Origin of the sequence: Limnobaculum allomyrinae, assembly GCF_016649425.1 — a bacterium.
In the GTDB taxonomy this organism is placed as follows: Bacteria; Pseudomonadota; Gammaproteobacteria; order Enterobacterales; family Enterobacteriaceae; genus Limnobaculum; species Limnobaculum allomyrinae.
In genome coordinates this window covers 109233-127700 of sequence record NZ_JADRCR010000008.1, presented here as the reverse complement: position 1 = coordinate 127700, position 18468 = coordinate 109233, and the positions used below count along the sequence as shown (strand labels likewise).

The following is an 18468-nucleotide window of genomic DNA, read 5'->3' as shown; positions in this document are numbered from 1 at the left end:
AACCGCATCAGTCTATCATACCGAAGTGAGAGGGAGAACCGGCAACACAAGGTTGCCGGTAGCCAAATTAATGGACTGATTTCTCTGATTCAGGATGAACCGGCGCTTTAGGCAGGATCAGGTTTAACAGAATCGCGATCACACCACACAGGCTGATACCTTGTAGTGAATACTGACCAAAGTTAAACACCATACCACCGATACCGAACACCAGAACGATAGAGACGATACACAAATTACGTGCAACGGACAGATCTACCCGATTTTTCACCAGAATATTGATACCTACTGCCGCAATTGAACCAAACAGCAGCACCATGATACCGCCCATCACCACCGATGGAATAGTATTCAGGAAAGCACCAATCTTACCGATAAATGACATGAACACTGCCCAACAGGCAGCAAAAGTCATCACTAATGGATTAAAGTTACGAGTCAGTGTGACTGCCCCGATAACTTCTGCATAGGTAATACAAGGAGGGCCACCAAAGCAGGCGGCCGCCGAAGTGGCCAGGCCATCGCCCGCCAGCGTACGGTGCAGCCCCGGGTCTTTCGCGTAATCTTTACCGGAAACCGAACTAATCGCCATAATATCGCCAACGTGCTCAATCGTTGGCGCAATCACTACCGGTAACATAAACAGAATCGCCTGCCAGTGAAATTCCGGTGCGGTAAAGTTAGGAATAGCAAACCACGGCGCATCCAATACCGGTTGGAAGTTAACGATCCCCATCATTAGTGCGGCAACATAGCCAACCACAATACCGGATAAAATTGGGATTAAACGGAAAATACCTTTAGCCCAAACGGCTACCAGTAAGGTAGTCAACAGTGACAGCATAGAAATAAACAGTGCGGTACGGTAATCCCCCAGAATCACTGAACCACCATCTCCGCTTTTGCCTAATGCCATGTTGACCGCCGCAGGTGCCAGTGTCAGACCAATGATTGCAATCATTGGGCCGGTAACAACCGGTGGCAGCAGCCTTTCGATAATATTTGAACCGCGCAGCTTAATCAGGCCACCAAAAATCATGTACATCACACCGGCTGCAAACAGTCCACCCATGGTGGCCGGGATCCCCCAGGTTTGAACGCCGTAACTGATAGGAACAATAAAGGCGAAAGATGACGCCAGAAATACCGGCACCTTACCTTTAGTACAGAGTTGAAACAACAAGGTACCGAAGCCTGCGGTAAACAGTGCTACGTTGGTATCTAACCCTGTGATCAGCGGTACCAGTACTAACGCACCAAATGCCACAAACAGCATTTGAGCTCCCACCAGAACGTTCTGCCAGGCAGGTGGCTGTGCGCCGGTCATTGACGGCTGTTGCATAAAATAAACCTCTAGTTTGAAATGATGTTGTTATCCGGCGCTGCTACACACTTACTTGAACGCCGGTCGTCTTGCCTGTAACTAATTTCTTATGACTTATTATTACTACTGTAGGCTGATTTTTTAGCCTGATAACACCCGGATACTTAGGCAAACCACCATACTATTAGCCAACTTGCATCCATAAATATGGGCGATCCTGTCGCCCATATTTATCTGTTTATTGCTCAGTCATCCTGAGTTCCGCCACGATGGGGAGATGGTCACTGACCGATGGTCAGTTAATACCTGCCCACTCACCGGTGGCATTTGGAATAGTAAGATTATCCAGATGCCAACGTTGTGCATTGCCGGTAAAGATATAGTCTACCTTGATTTCGGCATTTTCAGCAGGCCAACTGCGACCATCTTTGTCACCCGGTTGAATATCATTCCAGTAACGATTTAATTCCTGCCAGGTTACGCTCTGTGGCACATCGTTCATATCGCCGAACAACAGCTTGATACCGCGGATTTCAATGGTGCGGTCGTTTAGCTCTCTCACCTGATCCAAACGCATCGCCGGATCTTCTTTAGTATCCAGATGAGCATTCACTACGGTAACGGGTACTGCGAAATTAGGTATTTCAACCTTAGCCACAAACGCAATGCGTTGTTCCCGCTGGCCTGAAGGTAGGGGATAAATCACCTGATCTTTAATTGGATATTTAGACAGATAAGCCAGACCGTATTCGCCACCATCATAGTCAATAGCCCGACCAAACACACCGTGCATACCGGTTAGCTTCATTAATTCAGCCAATTGATCCACTTTACCGCTACGTGCAGTCAGTTTGTCCACTTCCTGTAGCGCAACAATATCAACATTCATGGCTTTAATGGCTTTAGCTATCGCCGTCATATCACTGACTTTACCGGCAGCGATATTGAAAGAAGCCACCTTCAGTACTGGCGCTTCTTTTAAGGAAAATGTCTTGTTGGTGATACCACCCAGTGCACTGGCCACTTCCCGGCTATTGGCATTGCTGTTGGCATGATTAACAGGGGCTTCACTACTCCAGACCGGAGAAGCGAAAGATAAGGAGAATATTGCAGCTAAAAAATAATTGTAACGTGGCATACGACACACCTTATTTTTATTAATAACCAAACGGGTACCGGCTACTGATGCTCCACCATAATTATCAGAGGTAGAATGGGTAGCGCAATCAACACCGGTCCCGGCAACAACATCCTTGTTGGATATCAGTTAACTAATTACTTAGTACCAAAGATTTTATCGCCCGCGTCACCCAGACCCGGAATGATATAGCCTTTTTCGTTTAAGCCCTGATCGATAGAAGCGGTATACAGCTCAACGTCCGGATGTGCTTTTTCTAAGGCTTCAACGCCTTCAGGTGCAGCAACCAGTACCAGAACTTTAATTGACTGACAGCCTGCTTTTTTCAGTAAGTCGATGGTTGCAATCATCGAGCCACCGGTTGCCAACATAGGGTCAACTACCAGTGCCATACGCTCTTCAATATTGGAAACCAGTTTTTGGAAATAAGGCACCGGTTGCAGAGTTTCTTCGTCACGGTACACACCCACGACGCTGATACGTGCGCTTGGAACGTGCTCTAATACCCCTTCCATCATGCCCAAACCGGCACGCAGAATTGGTACAACAGTGATTTTCTTACCTTTAATTTGCTCGATTTCTACCGGGCCGTTCCAGCCATTGATAGTAACTTTTTCAGTTTCTAAATCTGCGGTTGCTTCGTAAGTCAGTAAACTACCAACCTCTGAGGCTAATTCACGAAAACGTTTAGTGCTGATATCTTCTTCACGCATCAGGCCTAACTTATGCTTAACCAGCGGATGCTTAACTACAACGATCTTCATTTATTCCTCTCCCATATCGCGGATGGTGTACTGTCGCTCTCAAAAAAATCGGCAAATTATACCTGATAATGCGTGAGCCGTAACAAAGAAATGCATGACTCAGATCATGATAGGCTATAGATTGTGCTAATACTGTTAACAGAGCGCTGTTTTTTTCAATTAACCATTGGCCGTGGATAAAAACCTCACGCAGGCATTAGGGAGTTTAAATTCAGGGATATGAAGGCATCTTTTAATATCAACAAAAAGTGGCTAAAGGTGACGATAACTTGCTTGTTGACCGTCAGCCTGACCTCTTGTTCGCTGTTTACTCAATCTTCGGTGGAAGCCAGGTACAGTACCGCCCCGGATGTTTCTGGCGAACGGTTAACCCAACACGTCAGGCAGTTATCCGAAACCTATTACCCGAGAGATTACACCCATCCGGAAAATCTTAACGCCAGCGCTGATTACATTATGCAGCAGCTTGAACCTTATACCGACAGGCTATCAGAGCAGAAATTTACCGTAAGAGATAAGCCTTATCGCAATATCATTGCCCGTTTTGGACCAGCGGAAGGCGAGTTAATTGTGGTTGGTGCTCACTATGACTCCTACTATAAAACTCGCGGTGCGGATGATAACGCCAGTGGGGTCGCCGGTTTACTGGAATTAGCCCGCTTGTTAAAGCAGCATCCGCCTTCATCGCCAGTGGAACTGGTGGCTTACAGTCTGGAAGAACCGCCCTTTTTCAGCACTGACGAAATGGGAAGCGCTTTCCATGCACGGCAATTAGCGGAAACTCAACGACCGGTAAAACTGATGATGTCGCTGGAGATGATTGGTTATTTCAGTGATGAGACCGACTCACAAGATTTTCCATTAAGTATAATGAAATCGCTCTACAGTGATAAAGGGCACTTTATTACGGTCATTAGCAATATGAGTAATAGAGACATCACCGCACAAGTGAAAAGCCTGATGATGGGCGCCAGTGATTTACCGGTTTACTCACTGAATGCTCCCTCGTTCATTCCCGGAATCGATTATTCTGACCATCTGCATTACTGGAAGCAGGACTTCCCGGCGGTAATGATTACCGATACCGCATTTTATCGTAATCACCACTACCATGAATCTAACGGAGATACCTGGGATCAACTGGATTATCAGCGTATGGCAAAAGTGGTACAGGGTGTTTATTCCACTATTCAGAATCTGGATTAGCGCTAAATGTGCGCTGATAAGCCAGTGAGTTTATACATCAGAGATAAAAACCATAGGCAAACGTTTGCTATAACTGATAGAATTACGCCGTTTCTGTTAAATATCACCTATCTCCATGGGGAACCCCGCAGTGACCGATAAAACTTCTCTAAGCTACAAAGACGCTGGTGTTGACATTGATGCTGGTAACGCTTTAGTCGATAGAATCAAAGGTGTAGTAAAACAAACCCGCCGTCCTGAAGTGATGGGGGGACTCGGAGGGTTTGGAGCACTTTGCGCACTGCCGCAAAAATACCGTGAACCAATTCTGGTTTCAGGCACCGATGGTGTCGGCACTAAACTTCGGTTAGCCATGGACTTAAAACGCCACGACACCATTGGTATCGATTTGGTTGCCATGTGCGTTAATGACCTGATTGTTCAGGGTGCAGAGCCACTGTTTTTCCTCGACTATTACGCCACCGGCAAGCTGGATGTAGATACCGCAGCCCGCGTAGTTACCGGCATTGGCGAAGGCTGTAAACAGTCTGGCTGTGCGCTGGTTGGTGGAGAAACGGCCGAAATGCCCGGCATGTACCATGGTGAAGATTATGACGTAGCCGGTTTCTGCGTTGGTGTGGTAGAAAAATCTGAAATCATTGACGGTAGCAAAGTCTCCGAAGGTGACACGCTGATCGCTCTGGCCTCCAGCGGCCCACACTCTAACGGCTACTCGCTGGTACGTAAAATTCTTGAAGTCAGCAAAACCGATCCACAAGCGACAATGCTGGCCGGTAAATCACTGGCAGACCATCTGCTGGCTCCTACTAAAATTTATGTGAAGTCCATTCTGCAAATGCTGGAGCAGATCGAGGTTCACGCTATCGCCCATATCACCGGCGGCGGCTTCTGGGAGAATATTCCCCGCGTATTGCCACAGGGCACTCAGGCGGTTATCGACGAATCAAGCTGGCAGTGGCCAGAGGTGTTTAACTGGTTACAACAGGCCGGTAATGTCAGCCGCCACGAAATGTATCGAACCTTTAACTGCGGCGTGGGCATGGTCATCGCCCTGCCGGAAGCGCAAGCCAATGCAGCCATTGCTCAATTACAATCTACCGGTGAAATGGCGTGGAAAATTGGCACTATCAAAGCTTCCACTTCTGATGAGCAGGTGGTTATCGGCTAATGAAAAGTATCGTTGTACTCATCTCCGGCAGCGGCTCCAATCTTCAGGCTATCATTGATGCCTGTGATAGTGAGCAAATCGACGGAACTATTAGCGCAGTGTTCAGCAATGTTCCTGAGGCTTATGGACTGGTACGGGCACAACAGTCCGGCATTATTACTGAAGTCGTCGAGCCTAAGTATTTTAGCAGCCGTACTGATTATGACCTGGCACTGGCAGATACCATCGATCGCTATAAGCCTGACCTGATTGTTTTAGCTGGCTATATGCGTATTCTGAGCCCGGTATTTGTTAATCGCTATGCCGGTAAGCTGCTGAATATTCACCCTTCTCTGTTGCCTAAATATCCTGGTTTGCACACTCACAGTCAGGCACTGAGTAACGGCGACAAGCAACACGGCGCAACCATTCATTTTGTTACCGAAGAGTTGGATGGCGGCCCGATTATTCTACAAGCGGCAGTACCAGTATTACCGCAGGATAGCGAAGCCGGGTTGATTAAACGGGTACAAGTAGAAGAGCATCGCATCTATCCGCTGGTTGTTAGTTGGTTTATGGATGGCCGACTGGCAATGCGTGATGGCAAAGCCTGGATGGATAACCAACCTTTACCCCCTCAGGGTTACACCGAAGCCTGATATACAGCGTTATGGCTACGATATCCATTACCGGTGTCGTAGCCCTATCTCCCTGCACTTAGCCCGAAATAGTACTTGCCCACAACACATTAACCTGACTAAGCTAGATAAGTTGTAGCCATGCTACAGCAAATTATGTTTAAACAAATAGCTATCAGGAGTTCCCATGTCGGGTAAACCCAGCGTCAAGCTACGTCCGCTTGAACGTGAAGATCTCAGATTCGTCCATCAGCTCGATAATAATGCCAGCGTCATGCGCTATTGGTTTGAAGAACCTTATGAAGCCTTTGTTGAGCTGTCAGACCTGTACGACAAACATATCCATGACCAGAGCGAACGACGCTTTATTATTGAAGCAGATAATAACCGCGTGGGGCTGGTTGAACTGGTGGAAATTAACCATATACACCGCCGGGCAGAATTTCAGATCATTATCGATCCGGCATGGCAGGGGCATGGTTATGCCAGTGCCGCAGCGCAGTCTGCAATGGAATATGGCTTTTCGGTACTTAACCTGTATAAGCTCTATTTAATTGTTGACAGAGAAAATGAAAAAGCCATCCATATTTACACCAAATTAGGGTTTGAAACCGAAGGTATTCTTAAGCACGAATTCTTTATTAATGGAGAATATCGCGACACTATTCGTATGTGTATTTTTCAGCCCCAATATTTAGCCCGATTAAAACCGTAAAATTAATCAGCTAAAGGAGAGTTATCCATTGGATACTCTCCTGATTATTTATCTCTCTCAATTCCTTTCCCCCTGTTTGATTAAGATAATCCCCTTTCTGGCTATTCTTATTTATAATGTGTCCAAAATAAAAATAGCATCTGATGTTATTCGCCAGAATATTCAGCGCAACGTAACAGATTTAATCTTTAACCAATAAAATAAGATAAACTGTCTGAAAAATAACGGTATTCTTATAGCAGGAGATCAGAGAGGTTCGACTATGCGCCCATCAACAAAACTAAAACAACAAAAAATTATTGAGGTAGCAACCCAACTGTTTCTCAAACAAGGGTACCATCAGACCAATCTGGATCAGATTATTGAGCAATGCGGCGGTTCCAAACAGACTATTTACAGCTATTTTGGTGACAAACGGGGTTTACTCACCGCGGTTATTGGCCGCTGTATTGAAGAGGTTGAAGCGATATTCAACTTTAAAAATGACGACAATAAAACTCTGGAACAACAATTGATTCAGTTTGGTACCAACTATCTGGATACCATTTTATCCCCCACCTTACTGAACACTTTTCGTATTTTACTGACTGAATCCCAGCACGATCAGGAACTGGCTGATTTTTATTTAAATCAGGGCCCCTACCGTATAACCAACTATTTAAGGCAGTTTCTACTCTCCCATATGGAGCAAGGGCATCTGAAGAATGGCGATCCATCGGTCGCCTGCGGTCATCTGCTTAGTTTACTGAAAGGTTATATTCAGCACGAAGCGCTGTTTGGGGTAAGAGTACCACCTAAATTGGTGATCAAACAGCATGTGCAGTCGGCGGTAGACTGTTTCCTTAATGGTTATCGCCCTGTTTAACCCATTATGATAGAAAGATAATTATGATTAAAGTTGCCCTTACCCCTATTCAACATCAATCCCGCGGTGAGCTGGTTGCCTGCTCGTGGAGCACCGCCGATCGTCTGATGGTATTGGAAGCAGAATCCATTCCGGAACGCATTAACGGCCAGTTTGTTCCCAGTCAAACCGATAAGCGAAACTGGTTTGTCTCAATCTATCAACATGGTGAACTGATATTATCCGTTCCTTCTATTGAATCAAAAACCAACTTTCACTACCTGCAAATACTGGATGATCAGCATATTTTGTTGGTGGGTGCTCGCTGCCACTACAATCATGGCGATCCGGAAAAGAATGCTGAAGTTTACAATCTGGATGGACAACGAGTGCGTCGTTTCACCCTGGGTGATGGTATTGAAGATGTTAATGTCACTGCAGACAGCGCTATCTGGGTTAGCTATTTCGATGAGGGAGTATTCGGCAATTACGGCTGGGGGCAACCTCTCGGACAATATGGTTTGGTAAAATTTGATGCGGAAGGCAATATTCTCTGGCAGGCCGAGCAGTTTGATATTGATGACTGCTATGCCGTGAATGCTGAAAGTGAGCACTCATTTTGGTTTTACTACTATTCTGATTTCCAGTTAGTTCATTTAAACAAACTGCAAGCCACTTCTTATCGTATTCCTGTTCAGGGCAGCCATAACTTTGCACTAAGTCACCCCTACTTAATCATGGGTGGAGGCTATGGGAACAATGATAATTTTCACGTATTTAAATTCAATGCTTCCTCGCTGAAGAAGACCGGAAAACTGGCATTTACCGATTCTGATGGCAAATCGCTGAAGCAATGTGTTTATAACATGCGCGGAAATCGGGTTATAGCCTTTGATCAAAGCGGTATTTATTACACCATTCTGACACCGGACTGCTGCCAGTAATTTAATCCTGAATACCGATTACCAGCCAAATATGGTGCCCTGATCGGTAGATTTATCCGCTGCGCCTTGATCCCGAATCCGTTCCATACGGCGATCCCGCTTCATGCTATCGGAACCCGGGTCATAGTCATAAATTGGTCGTTCCCGATCGTTAACCACACAGCCGGAACCTCGTGGACAGGGCTCGGTATAAGACTCTGAAGTGCATCCCAGTAAAAACAAGGCAATACAAGAAATTAACGATAGTCTAATCATAAAAGCTCCGACATTATTGCCACGGCATAATTACCATAGTTAATTATAATTTATAGAATTATACAAGGATGATATTAGCGCGCTTTACACGGATACCTGAAGTCTGCCATCTTGTTGATCATCATCCGATATAATCAATGGGATTATCTTCGGCCTGACTATTGATATTGTGATCTCACAACACTCACATTTTCTTGCATTACATTATGCTAACCAGCCGGCATGATAACGAATAATAAAGGTATAACATGACCATCCGAGTAGCTATTAATGGCTTTGGCCGTATTGGTCGCAGCGTTTTACGCGCTTTGTACGAGTCAGAACATCACAAAAAAATCAGTGTGGTAGCAATTAATGAACTGGCTGACCCTAATGGTATGGCACACTTATTAAAATACGATTCAACCCACGGGCGTTTTGCCCGCCGCATTCGTCAGGAAGGAAGAATGCTATGGGTAGATGATGATGCAATACAGTTATTCCATCAAAAAGAGATTGCCAACCTGCCGTGGAAATCATTAAACGTCGATATTGTGCTGGATTGCAGTGGTGTTTACGGTAGTCGGGCCGATGGAGAAGCGCATATCGCTGCCGGTGCTAAAAAGGTTCTATTCTCCCACCCTGGGGGAAATGACTTAGATGCAACCATCGTTTATGGTGTAAACCACCATGAATTAAAGGCCGGGGATCGTATCGTTTCCAATGCCTCTTGTACCACTAACTGCATTATTCCGGTAATCAAACTGCTGGATGATGCCTTTGAAATTCGCTCAGGCACGGTCACCACTATTCACGCCGCGATGAACGATCAGCCAGTGATTGACGCTTACCACAAAGACTTACGCCGTACCCGAGCGGCAAATCAGTCAATCATTCCGGTCGACACCAAACTGGCGGCGGGGATTACCCGTATCTTCCCTAAGTTTTGCGATCGATTTGAAGCGATTTCGGTGCGTGTACCCACTATTAACGTAACGGCTATCGATCTGAGCGTTACGCTGGAAGTCCCGGTGAGCGTGCAGGATATAAATCAGCTGTTGGAACATGCGGCTAATAGCAACTTTCAGGGCATTGTGGATTATACCGAGTTACCGCTGGTTTCTACCGATTTTAACCATGATCCGCACAGTGCCATTGTTGATGGCACACAAACCCGGGTCAGCGGTCAGCATCTGGTAAAAATGTTGGTATGGTGTGATAACGAATGGGGTTTTGCCAACCGTATGCTGGATACCACGTTGGCGATGGTTGCCAGTGAGCAGGTATCGCAAGAAAGCTCTGTCGGAAAAATTACGGAGCAAAGCTTGTAGTATTCACTGCATTTATTATCTGGCGGGAAAACCTAATAAATAAGCGTCAATGGACATTCCGGTCGTAAAACCTAAAGTACGTATATTGGTTTCGTGCTCGACCCGAAAACCATCTGTACTTAGCCATAAAGCGCGTCGGGCCTGGCCCTCAGGGTGAAACACCTTATGGTGTTTCACCCTGAGGGTTAGCTCAAGCACTGTCGATCCCAACGGCGGTCTCTCCCAACAATTAACTATGTTGAGACATCAAACTAAATCATCTTACTTTGTCAGTAATCTGACGTACCAGTTAATTACCAGCAGGTTTATGTTCACCACCAGCGATGAAAATGGTGTACCGGGCCGATGCCGTGCCCCACTTCCAGACTGTCTGCCATTATCAATGCCTGCTGTAAATAATCTTTAGCCAACTGTACCGTCTGTTCCCAGCTATCACAGCGAGGGCGCAACGCCGCCAGCGCGGCAGAAAGCGTACATCCGGTTCCATGAGTATGTTTAGTGGCAATCCTTTGGGCACTAAAGCGCAGCGTTTGCTGTGGGGTAATCAACCAGTCGGGGCTTTCCGCTTCACTTAAATGCCCCCCTTTCATTAATACCGCCGGGCAGCCCATTCCTAACAGCGCTTTCCCCTGTTCCAGCATTTCAGCTTCACTGGTGGCAACGGAGCAATCAAGCAGAGCGGCTGCTTCCGGCAGATTAGGTGTAATCAAAGAAACAATCGGTAGCAATTGACGACGAATCGCCTCTACCGCATCCGGAGCCAGTAACGGATCGCCACTTTTTGCTACCATCACCGTATCCAGCACCACATAAGGAATGGGATAACGCTTTAGTGATTCAGCCACCACCTGCACAATATCTGACTCGGCCAGCATACCAATTTTGGCGGTATCGATACGCACATCGTCCAGCACCGAACGAAGCTGGGCAGCCACAAAATCAGGCTCAATGCGATAAACCGACTGTACGCCCAGCGTATTTTGCGCAACCAACGCAGTCATCACGCTGGTGCCATAAGCTTCCAACGCAGAGAAGGTTTTTAAGTCAGCCTGAATACCTGCACCACCGCTTGGGTCGGTGCCAGCAATAGTTAATGCATTAATTCTCATAGTGTTTTACCCATCAGATGTTCTGGTTGCAGTTGATAAAGCAGGTCGAGGAAACGGGGAACAAAGCTCCCCGACCCGGCAGATTCATGGGCGGCAACACCACCGCAAAAAGCCATCACCATGCAGGCGCTGGCAACCAGCTCAAGAGTCTTCTCTTTATCCAGTGATAAAAATGCAGCCACCACCGCTGACAACGCGCAGCCCGTTCCCACCACTCTGGTCATTAACGGATCGCCAAAAGGTAAGGCGTAGCCAGTTTGTCCATCGGTTACATAGTCAATAGCGCCGGTCACCGCAACAATGGCACCTGTGTTGTTGGCTAACTCAATCGCAGCCGGTAATGCGGCCAGAGAATCGTCGGTGCTGTCAACACCGCGTCCTGCTGAACTCAAACCCGCCAGCGCCATAATTTCGGAAGCATTACCGCGAATAGCCGCAGGTTTCATGGCCAATAATTGATGGGCGAAATCGGTACGATAGCTCAACCCGCCTACCGCTACCGGATCCAAAACCCAGGGAACATTCGCGCGATTAGCTGATTCCACCGCCAGCAACATGGCTTCAGCCTGGGTTTCATTCAGGGTACCCACATTGACCAAAAGCCCGCTGGCAATGGCGCTAAAATCACCGGCCTCCTGTCGAGCCACCACCATTGCCGGTGAGGATCCTAACGCCAGCAGCACATTGGCGGTAAAATTTTGTACCACCTGATTTGTCAGGCAATGAACTAAAGGGGAAGTGGTTCGCAGTTGCGTCAGCCAGTGGGCCGCAGCGGAACCGGGAAAGGGTTGAAGGTTGTGAGATGAATTCATAAAACTCCCAACCGGCGTTAAAGAAGGCAGTACCGGTGGGATACCGTGACTTCCCTACGCTGGCATAATCCAGATCAGGTAATACGGGTGATATCTCAGCCGCTGTACGTGTTGCACAGGGCACCCCGAGTCGAAGTTACATATTAGACGATTGGCTAAAAGGATCAAGGATTTGTCGGAAAATCATTAACGCTCCCGCAACGCTTCCTGCACCTTATTTAACGGCTTAATTAAATACTCCGGCACCGTCTCCTGTCCGGTGAAACCACCACTACTGTTCCATCCAGATTGCCGTAAATAGAGGAGTCGTAAGCGATCGGTTTAATCATTGCAGGAGGTTCGGGCCGAATATAAGCGATATCACGTGGATTCATAAACCACGCTAAATAGGGGAGGAATTGATAAGTTGATGTAGGTCATTTAACAGAGCTATCATCAAGCCTGGTATATAGTGGATTATGGAAAATGCTAAGAAGAGATAATGTGACGCCACGCGCCTACAAGCAGGTAGATGTATTTACCACCTCGCCATTGCAGGGCAATCCCTTGGCGGTGATCCTGGAGGCGGAGGGGTTAACTGAAATGCAGATGCTTTCACTCGCTCGCTGGACTAATCTTTCGGAAACGACATTTGTTTTCAAACCAACTAATCCAGCTGCAGATTATCTGGTGCGCATTTTTACCCCTGAAAAAGAGTTGCCCTTTGCCGGACATCCTACATTGGGTACGGCCCATGCATTATTGGAGTCCGGGTTGGTGACCAAACAGCCGGGGATTGTTATGCAAGAATGTGGCGTTGGTCTGGTTGCTGTTAATATCTTACCTGAAAGAACACTAGCGTTTGCCGCCCCTGCGGTAACGTTTCAAACATTGACTGTTGAGGAAAGGGAACTGTTAATAACCCATTTTCAACCTGCAGTTATTGAAACAAATACCATACCGGTGATTGCCGACATGGGCATTCGTTGGCTTATGGTACGTATGCCAAACGCTCAAGCCTGCCTGACAATGACGCCAGATCAAGCCATGATTAAAAAGCTGCAAGTTGCTTGCCATGTTGATGGTGTGGTGGTTTATGGTGCCTATTCATCTGGTGTTCCAGCTGATTATGAAATGCGAGCGTTTCTGGTTGAATTAGATAAATTGGTTGAGGATCCGGTAACCGGCAGCGCTAATGCGTGCTTAGCCCGTTTGCTGAAGGCCAATAACTTTCCCGACGGCGGATCGACGTCACTGGGGTATCAGGTTCAACAAGGTACCCAACTACATCGAAAAGGTTTGGTTAGCGTGCGTTTTATTCATGATGAGCCATGGATTGGTGGACAGATTTGCACGCTAGTTAATGGCTGGTTACACATTTAGATATAGCTATCTTTACTGATAACCAGACATTGTGATCGGGAATGGGTATAGCCCCCGTTCCCGGCCTTAATGCATTGTCGGGATATCATTAACGCTCCCGCAACGCCTCCTGCACCTTATTTAACGGCTTAATTAAATACTCCAGCACCGTCTTCTGTCCGGTTTTAATCTCTACGTTAGCTACCATTCCCGGCATAATCGGAAAACGTTTACCGTTCTTATTATGCAACTCTGCATTTTTAGTTCGCACATAAACCCGATAATAGTACTGATCGCGTCGCACCTCGTCCTGTAAGGTATCCGGTGAAACCACTACCACGGTACCATCCAGATTGCCATAAATAGAGGAGTCATAAGCGGTCAATTTAACCGTTGCAGGAAGTTCGGGTCGAATATAAGCGATATCACGTGGATTAATACGCGTTTCAATCAACAGATGGTCTTCCAGCGGTACAATCTCCATTAACTTACCGCCCGGAGGTAAAACGCCACCGACAGTCGTTACCTGAATATCTTTCACCACCCCATGTACCGGGGAATAGAGCGTGGCCCGATCCAGTTGGTCGGCTTTACCCGCCATCACTTCCATCTGGGCATCCAGCTCGGCATTGTTTTTTACCTGTTCTTCACGCGCGCGTACCGCATACTGGTTACGCGCTTCATCGATTTTACCCTGTAGCTCCGTAGCCTGACGCTGCAAGCGAATGACCTCCACCCGACTGGCAGCTCCTTTTTCTATTAGCGGTTGGGTCATTTTCAGTTCAGAATTAACCAGATTGTACGAACGCTGCAAGTTAGAAACCGTTTCATCCAGGTTGCGCCGTCTTGACTCATACAGCTGACGTTCACGTGCCACCAACTCCGGCTCTTCCAGGGTATCGGCACTGAATTCCAACGGTGCCCCAGTCAGTTCGGAACGCAAACGCTCCGCCGAGGCTCTCAGAGTTCTCACTCTTGATGCTGCTTCACCATAGTTAGACTGAAAGCGTTTAGGGTCGAGCTGCGCCAGCACTTGTCCCTTATTAACGATATCACCTTCATGTACTGGCATGGCAGAAACGATACCGCCATCCAGGCTCTCAATTACCTGAGCTCGTGTTGAAGGCGTGACTTTCCCTGTTCCGACGGTGACTTCATCTAATGACGCAAAACTTGCCCAGATAAAAAGCAGAATTCCACCCAGTAGCGTCAGCCAAACCACTGACGAATGACGACGTCCTTGCTGAGCCATATCTTCCTGCATTGATAGTTCAGTCATTACGCAATCCTCAGGCGACAATAGAAGCAACATTCGTGTTATGGCGAGCCTGACTCAGGATCTCATCGCGTGCACCATCTGCGACAATTTTTCCCCCATCGACCACCACAATCCGATCCACCAGCGCTAATAGCGCCGGACGATGGGTCACCAGAATCAATGAACGCCCTACCAGCCAGGTCTGTAGCTGACGGATAACATAGCTTTCCAGCTGTTCATCCATCGATGCCGTAGGTTCATCCAGCAATACGACCTGTGGATTACGCACAATTAATCGGCTCAGCATCACCATCTGTCGCTGTCCTCCGGATAATCCTCGCCCCCCTTCGTTTATCAAGCGATCAAGACTGGAGGCATCCTGCTGTACCAGCGTTAATGCTCCACTGATGCGTAAAGCCTGAATCAGCTCCTGATCGGTGGCATGAGGATGACCCAGCATCAAATTCTGACGCAGCGTGCCAAAAAACAGGCGCGAGTCCTGTGACAGATACCCCACCTGACGCCGGATATCGGCCGGATCTATCTGAGCCATATCAACACCATCGATAATCACCTTTCCCTTGGTGGCGAGTGCCTGACCGGACAACAGACGCAACAGCGTTGATTTCCCCATACCTACTTTGCCAAGAATCGCGACCCGCTCACCCGGCTTAATATCCAGACTGGCGATCTGTAGCGCTAAATCGCTTTTTTCTTCGTCATAACTGTATTGCACATCTTTCAATTGGTAATGACCCGCCAGAACCGGACAGCGCGCCATTGGCTTTTCCGTATTACGATCCAACGGTTTTTTAAGCAGATCGTTAAGTCCGTTCATGGCGCTTTTGGCATGTTGCCAGCGAGAGAACACCATAGTGAGCTGCATCAAAGGGGCAATGGTGCGGGAAGACAATAAACTACAAGCCACCATGGTACCGGTCGTAATGGTGCCTTCCAGCACCAGATAAGCACCAAACACCAGCATTCCGGCGTAAGTAATTTGCTGAACCGACGATGCCCAACCGCTTAATCGGGCACCCCACACTCGTTGTTTCATACCAATCGTGGCACTGACTTTGTGCGTTTGCTCCCACTGACGTTGAAAATAGGGTTCCGCCTGTAGCGCTTTAATATCTTCAACGCCTTCGATGGACTCCACCAATACCGCATTACGCAGTGCACTTTCACGCATCCCCTCTTTGGCTAATTTAGCCATCGGCCACTGCACCAGCAGGCCAGGAATCACAATCAGAGGAATAGCCAGAAGTGGAATTAACACCAGTTCACCGCCCACTGCCGCCATGATAGCCAAAAATAGCAGCACAAACGGCATATCCATCGCAGCACCTACGGTGGTTGAGGTAAGCAATTCACGTACCTGATCGATTTCTCTCAGTTGAGAAATAAAAGAGCCCGTCGACTTAGGCCGCGCATCATTTTTAATCGCCAGCGCACGGGTAAAAAACATGGAAGAGACTTTTAAATCGATATGCTTACCCATCAAATCGGAAATATGGGTACGCGACAGGCGGATAAAAAACTCCATTAGGGCTGCCAGCAATACCCCGGCAAACAGAACCCATAATGTCGGGTAAGACTGCGATGGAATAACCCGATTATATACTTGCATAGAGAACAAAATTCCCGCCAGCGCCAGTACGTTACTGATAACCGAAGCCAGTGAAATCTCAGCCAGTTGCCGTCCGGTATGGCGAAAATGGCGCCAGAACCAGTGTTCACGATAGGGTTGTACAAATTCATCAATCCGCGAATCCTGCCCACGAGCGGCAATGCCCAGTAACACAACATCCGGCTGGATACGAGCAAGCAGTTCAGGTAGCGCCTCCTCGCGCAATAAATCGCCCCCATCGCCCAGCCAATAAACTGCCCGTTGCTCTTCATCCAGCGACTCTAAAACAATCAGTGAGCCATCCTGCAACTGCGCCATCACCGGCAATATTTCGTTGCGCCAGCGCACGCTGGTCGCGGTCTGAATTTTTACCTGCATACCCATCAGGCTACTTAAGCGTTCTAACCTGCGGGGCAGCGGTAAGCTCTCATACCAGCGCATTTGCTGACGCAGCGCGTGAATATCCGTGGAAATGCCAAAACGTCCGGCAGCCCGTGACATTGCGATTATCCAGCTATCGGAATTAGGTAAATTAGCCATTATGATGCTCCTCCAAGTGTAGGGAGGTCATCGCCGGTCACTTTTTGACGTTCAATCCCCAACATATCTAACAGGTTATCTACCGCACCGGCATAACGTACTGCGGCATCCCAGGCATCATAGCGAGCCATAATGGCAGCGTTATCTGCCTGTAGAACATCTTGCTCAACGCTCAATAAATCATTCAGGCTACGTTTATTCAGGCGGTACTCATCCTGATAGACACTGCGTGTTTGTTCTGCACTGGCTTGCTGCGCTTCTCCCGCCTGCTGGCGCTGCTGCGCTCCCAACAGATCCGCATAGGCGGTTGAGGCTTTTTGATCGATATCCAGCTTGCTGGCTTCAACTTCTGCCTGAGCATTCTGGCGTTCCCCTTCCGCAGCATCGACTCTGGCCGAGGTAGCGCCCCCCTGATAGATAGGCGCATCCACTACCAGTTGCACCTGATCGTCCCAGTACGAGCCATCGCCATCCGCATATCGGGTGCGCCCAGCCTGTACTGAAATGGTTGGCCAGTGTTGAGCTTTGGCCTGTTGAATGCGCTTCTCAGCAGCCAGTTGTTTAGCCTGAGTGCTACGTACCGCATTATTTTGCTGATAGGGTAATGACTTAACAGAGATTTTTTGCCCCAACAGATCTTTCGGTAAATCCGGATATTCAGTGGCAACAACACCGGTCAGAGCCGATAGTGAAGCCTGTGCCGACATCACTTGAGCCTGATACTGTTGATAAGTGGCTTTCATACCGGCAATACGCGTTTCTGCCTGTAATACATCGGATTGAGAACTTAGTCCGGCCTCTGCCCTCAGCGTCGCCATTTGCCGAACGCTTTCAAGGGAAGCCAGATTACGTTGCGCTGCCTGCGCCAATTCCTGATAGCGTTTAACCTGAAGATAACTCTGTAGCGTTTGTTGACCCACGCCATTTAGCGTGCTGTAAAGCTGATAATTGTAGGCATCGGATAAGTCATGTTGCTCATCAATACTGCCGCCGGTTTTACCAAAGTCATACAACAACTGTTTTAGATTAAGACCAACGGAACCATTATTATCCAGCGAGCCCGAAGAATCGGTTTGATGCGAGCGGCCAACACCGCCCTGCAATGATACCTGAGGAAACCAACCGCTTTTTGCGACGTTCAGATTGGCTTGCCCAACACGAATTTGTGCCGCTGCCTGTGCAATTTGCGGGTTACGGGCAAATGCCCGCAATATCGCTTCATGAATGGATAAACTGGATTGGTTTTGTTCACTGGGAGCAACTTGCCACTGATACTCTTCCGCCGCATAGCTTGCAGGCAGAAAAGTCAGAAACAGGCTGCTTATGCCACAACATAAACCGATGAGATAACTGGAGGGCCGAACAGCGGATCGAAGTCCGGCGCCAGGGCAACGTTTGGTGTATTTCATTTTTCCCACATTCTATTAGATGATGGTTGTTATAAATAAAGCTATACCAGAGTCGATCCCTATCTCTGACCGGTGCGGCCAACG

At 47.8% G+C, this 18468-nt stretch carries 17 protein-coding genes, 1 pseudogene and 1 riboswitch; of the genes and pseudogenes, 8 read left to right on the top strand and 10 right to left on the bottom strand.

The genetic code is table 11. The features are described 5' to 3' along the window. Positions 1-67 precede the first annotated feature (67 nt). The 3 genes from I2494_RS14960 to upp form a co-directional block, all read right to left on the bottom strand. Positions 68-1342 carry a uracil-xanthine permease family protein gene (locus I2494_RS14960; RefSeq protein ID WP_218467681.1) on the bottom strand — a complete coding sequence of 425 codons (1275 nt, stop codon included), beginning with the start codon at positions 1340-1342 and terminating at the stop codon, positions 68-70. A 277-nt stretch (positions 1343-1619) separates the two neighbouring features. Further along, positions 1620-2462: an endonuclease/exonuclease/phosphatase family protein gene (locus tag I2494_RS14955; RefSeq protein WP_218467680.1), complete on the bottom strand. Its 843-nt coding sequence runs from the start codon at positions 2460-2462 to the stop codon at positions 1620-1622. Between the two features lie 137 nt (positions 2463-2599). Beyond that, positions 2600-3226 (bottom strand): uracil phosphoribosyltransferase, encoded by a 627-nt coding sequence (upp, locus tag I2494_RS14950; RefSeq protein WP_130592941.1) that lies wholly within the window; start codon positions 3224-3226, stop codon positions 2600-2602. Positions 3227-3445: 219 nt separating this feature from the next. Between upp and I2494_RS14945 the strand changes: the two genes are divergently transcribed. From I2494_RS14945 to I2494_RS14920, 6 genes are all read left to right on the top strand, one after another. Beyond that, positions 3446-4432, top strand: a complete 987-nt coding sequence (locus tag I2494_RS14945; RefSeq protein WP_228350974.1) for a M28 family peptidase — start codon at positions 3446-3448, stop codon at positions 4430-4432. Positions 4433-4562: 130 nt separating this feature from the next. Beyond that, the gene (gene purM, locus I2494_RS14940) at positions 4563-5600 is read left to right on the top strand and encodes a phosphoribosylformylglycinamidine cyclo-ligase (RefSeq protein WP_218467678.1); all 1038 of its coding nucleotides are present in this window, start codon (positions 4563-4565) and stop codon (positions 5598-5600) included. Further along, positions 5600-6238, top strand: a complete 639-nt coding sequence (gene purN / locus I2494_RS14935) for a phosphoribosylglycinamide formyltransferase (RefSeq protein WP_218467677.1) — start codon at positions 5600-5602, stop codon at positions 6236-6238. Before purM ends, purN begins: the two co-directional genes overlap by 1 nt. 166 nt (positions 6239-6404) lie before the next feature. Then, the gene (gene speG, locus I2494_RS14930) at positions 6405-6932 is read left to right on the top strand and encodes a spermidine N1-acetyltransferase (RefSeq protein WP_130592945.1); all 528 of its coding nucleotides are present in this window, start codon (positions 6405-6407) and stop codon (positions 6930-6932) included. 262 nt (positions 6933-7194) lie between these two features. Further along, positions 7195-7797, top strand: a complete 603-nt coding sequence (locus I2494_RS14925; protein ID WP_218467676.1) for a TetR/AcrR family transcriptional regulator — start codon at positions 7195-7197, stop codon at positions 7795-7797. A 23-nt stretch (positions 7798-7820) separates the two neighbouring features. Next, complete coding sequence (locus I2494_RS14920; RefSeq protein ID WP_218467675.1) at positions 7821-8720, top strand: hypothetical protein; 900 nt, start codon at positions 7821-7823, stop codon at positions 8718-8720. 18 nt (positions 8721-8738) lie between these two features. On the opposite strand, the gene I2494_RS14915 is transcribed toward I2494_RS14920, so the two are convergent. Further along, on the bottom strand, positions 8739-8975 hold the full coding sequence (locus I2494_RS14915) for a hypothetical protein (RefSeq protein WP_218467674.1): 237 nt from the start codon (positions 8973-8975) through the stop codon (positions 8739-8741). 248 nt (positions 8976-9223) lie between these two features. Between I2494_RS14915 and epd the strand changes: the two genes are divergently transcribed. Continuing rightward, complete coding sequence (gene epd / locus I2494_RS14910; RefSeq protein ID WP_218467673.1) at positions 9224-10285, top strand: erythrose-4-phosphate dehydrogenase; 1062 nt, start codon at positions 9224-9226, stop codon at positions 10283-10285. A gap of 311 nt (positions 10286-10596) precedes the next feature. Here epd and thiD read toward each other — a convergent pair whose 3' ends face one another. From thiD to I2494_RS14895, 3 genes and pseudogenes are all read right to left on the bottom strand, one after another. Further along, a complete protein-coding gene (thiD, locus tag I2494_RS14905) occupies positions 10597-11394 on the bottom strand; it encodes a bifunctional hydroxymethylpyrimidine kinase/phosphomethylpyrimidine kinase (protein ID WP_218467672.1) in 798 nt (265 codons plus the stop codon). Beyond that, the gene (gene thiM, locus I2494_RS14900; protein ID WP_218467671.1) at positions 11391-12206 is read right to left on the bottom strand and encodes a hydroxyethylthiazole kinase; all 816 of its coding nucleotides are present in this window, start codon (positions 12204-12206) and stop codon (positions 11391-11393) included. The genes thiD and thiM overlap by 4 nt, the downstream gene beginning before the upstream one ends. Positions 12207-12240: 34 nt before the next feature. Beyond that, positions 12241-12344, bottom strand: a riboswitch (TPP riboswitch). Positions 12345-12392: 48 nt separating this feature from the next. After that, positions 12393-12580 (bottom strand): annotated as a pseudogene (locus tag I2494_RS14895) (secretion protein HlyD); the annotation flags it as partial. Positions 12581-12671: 91 nt separating this feature from the next. Here I2494_RS14895 and I2494_RS14890 point away from each other — a divergent pair. After that, positions 12672-13568 carry a PhzF family phenazine biosynthesis protein gene (locus I2494_RS14890; protein ID WP_218467670.1) on the top strand — a complete coding sequence of 299 codons (897 nt, stop codon included), beginning with the start codon at positions 12672-12674 and terminating at the stop codon, positions 13566-13568. Between the two features lie 88 nt (positions 13569-13656). Here I2494_RS14890 and I2494_RS14885 read toward each other — a convergent pair whose 3' ends face one another. From I2494_RS14885 to I2494_RS14875, 3 genes are read right to left on the bottom strand one after another with little or no spacing between them, the layout of a single operon-like run. Continuing rightward, the gene (locus tag I2494_RS14885; RefSeq protein WP_218467669.1) at positions 13657-14826 is read right to left on the bottom strand and encodes an HlyD family efflux transporter periplasmic adaptor subunit; all 1170 of its coding nucleotides are present in this window, start codon (positions 14824-14826) and stop codon (positions 13657-13659) included. 10 nt (positions 14827-14836) lie between these two features. Continuing rightward, on the bottom strand, positions 14837-16975 hold the full coding sequence (locus I2494_RS14880) for a type I secretion system permease/ATPase (RefSeq protein WP_218467668.1): 2139 nt from the start codon (positions 16973-16975) through the stop codon (positions 14837-14839). Beyond that, on the bottom strand, positions 16975-18384 hold the full coding sequence (locus I2494_RS14875) for a TolC family outer membrane protein (RefSeq protein ID WP_218467667.1): 1410 nt from the start codon (positions 18382-18384) through the stop codon (positions 16975-16977). Before I2494_RS14875 ends, I2494_RS14880 begins: the two co-directional genes overlap by 1 nt. Positions 18385-18468: the final 84 nt, after the last annotated feature.

Excerpts from the sequence above, each read along its gene's own strand:
- thiD (WP_218467672.1), bottom strand. The coding sequence starts at position 11,394 with ATGAGAATTAATGCATTAACTATTGCTGGCACCGACCCAAGCGGTGGT.
- I2494_RS14915 (WP_218467674.1), bottom strand. The coding sequence starts at position 8,975 with ATGATTAGACTATCGTTAATTTCTTGTATTGCCTTGTTTTTACTGGGA.
- thiM (WP_218467671.1), bottom strand. The coding sequence starts at position 12,206 with ATGAATTCATCTCACAACCTTCAACCCTTTCCCGGTTCCGCTGCGGCC.
- purN (WP_218467677.1), top strand. The coding sequence starts at position 5,600 with ATGAAAAGTATCGTTGTACTCATCTCCGGCAGCGGCTCCAATCTTCAG.
- I2494_RS14890 (WP_218467670.1), top strand. The coding sequence starts at position 12,672 with ATGCTAAGAAGAGATAATGTGACGCCACGCGCCTACAAGCAGGTAGAT.
- I2494_RS14925 (WP_218467676.1), top strand. The coding sequence starts at position 7,195 with ATGCGCCCATCAACAAAACTAAAACAACAAAAAATTATTGAGGTAGCA.
- I2494_RS14955 (WP_218467680.1), bottom strand. The coding sequence starts at position 2,462 with ATGCCACGTTACAATTATTTTTTAGCTGCAATATTCTCCTTATCTTTC.
- I2494_RS14945 (WP_228350974.1), top strand. The coding sequence starts at position 3,446 with ATGAAGGCATCTTTTAATATCAACAAAAAGTGGCTAAAGGTGACGATA.
- I2494_RS14880 (WP_218467668.1), bottom strand. The coding sequence starts at position 16,975 with ATGGCTAATTTACCTAATTCCGATAGCTGGATAATCGCAATGTCACGG.
- upp (WP_130592941.1), bottom strand. The coding sequence starts at position 3,226 with ATGAAGATCGTTGTAGTTAAGCATCCGCTGGTTAAGCATAAGTTAGGC.
- I2494_RS14960 (WP_218467681.1), bottom strand. The coding sequence starts at position 1,342 with ATGCAACAGCCGTCAATGACCGGCGCACAGCCACCTGCCTGGCAGAAC.
- I2494_RS14875 (WP_218467667.1), bottom strand. The coding sequence starts at position 18,384 with ATGAAATACACCAAACGTTGCCCTGGCGCCGGACTTCGATCCGCTGTT.
- epd (WP_218467673.1), top strand. The coding sequence starts at position 9,224 with ATGACCATCCGAGTAGCTATTAATGGCTTTGGCCGTATTGGTCGCAGC.
- speG (WP_130592945.1), top strand. The coding sequence starts at position 6,405 with ATGTCGGGTAAACCCAGCGTCAAGCTACGTCCGCTTGAACGTGAAGAT.
- I2494_RS14920 (WP_218467675.1), top strand. The coding sequence starts at position 7,821 with ATGATTAAAGTTGCCCTTACCCCTATTCAACATCAATCCCGCGGTGAG.
- I2494_RS14885 (WP_218467669.1), bottom strand. The coding sequence starts at position 14,826 with ATGACTGAACTATCAATGCAGGAAGATATGGCTCAGCAAGGACGTCGT.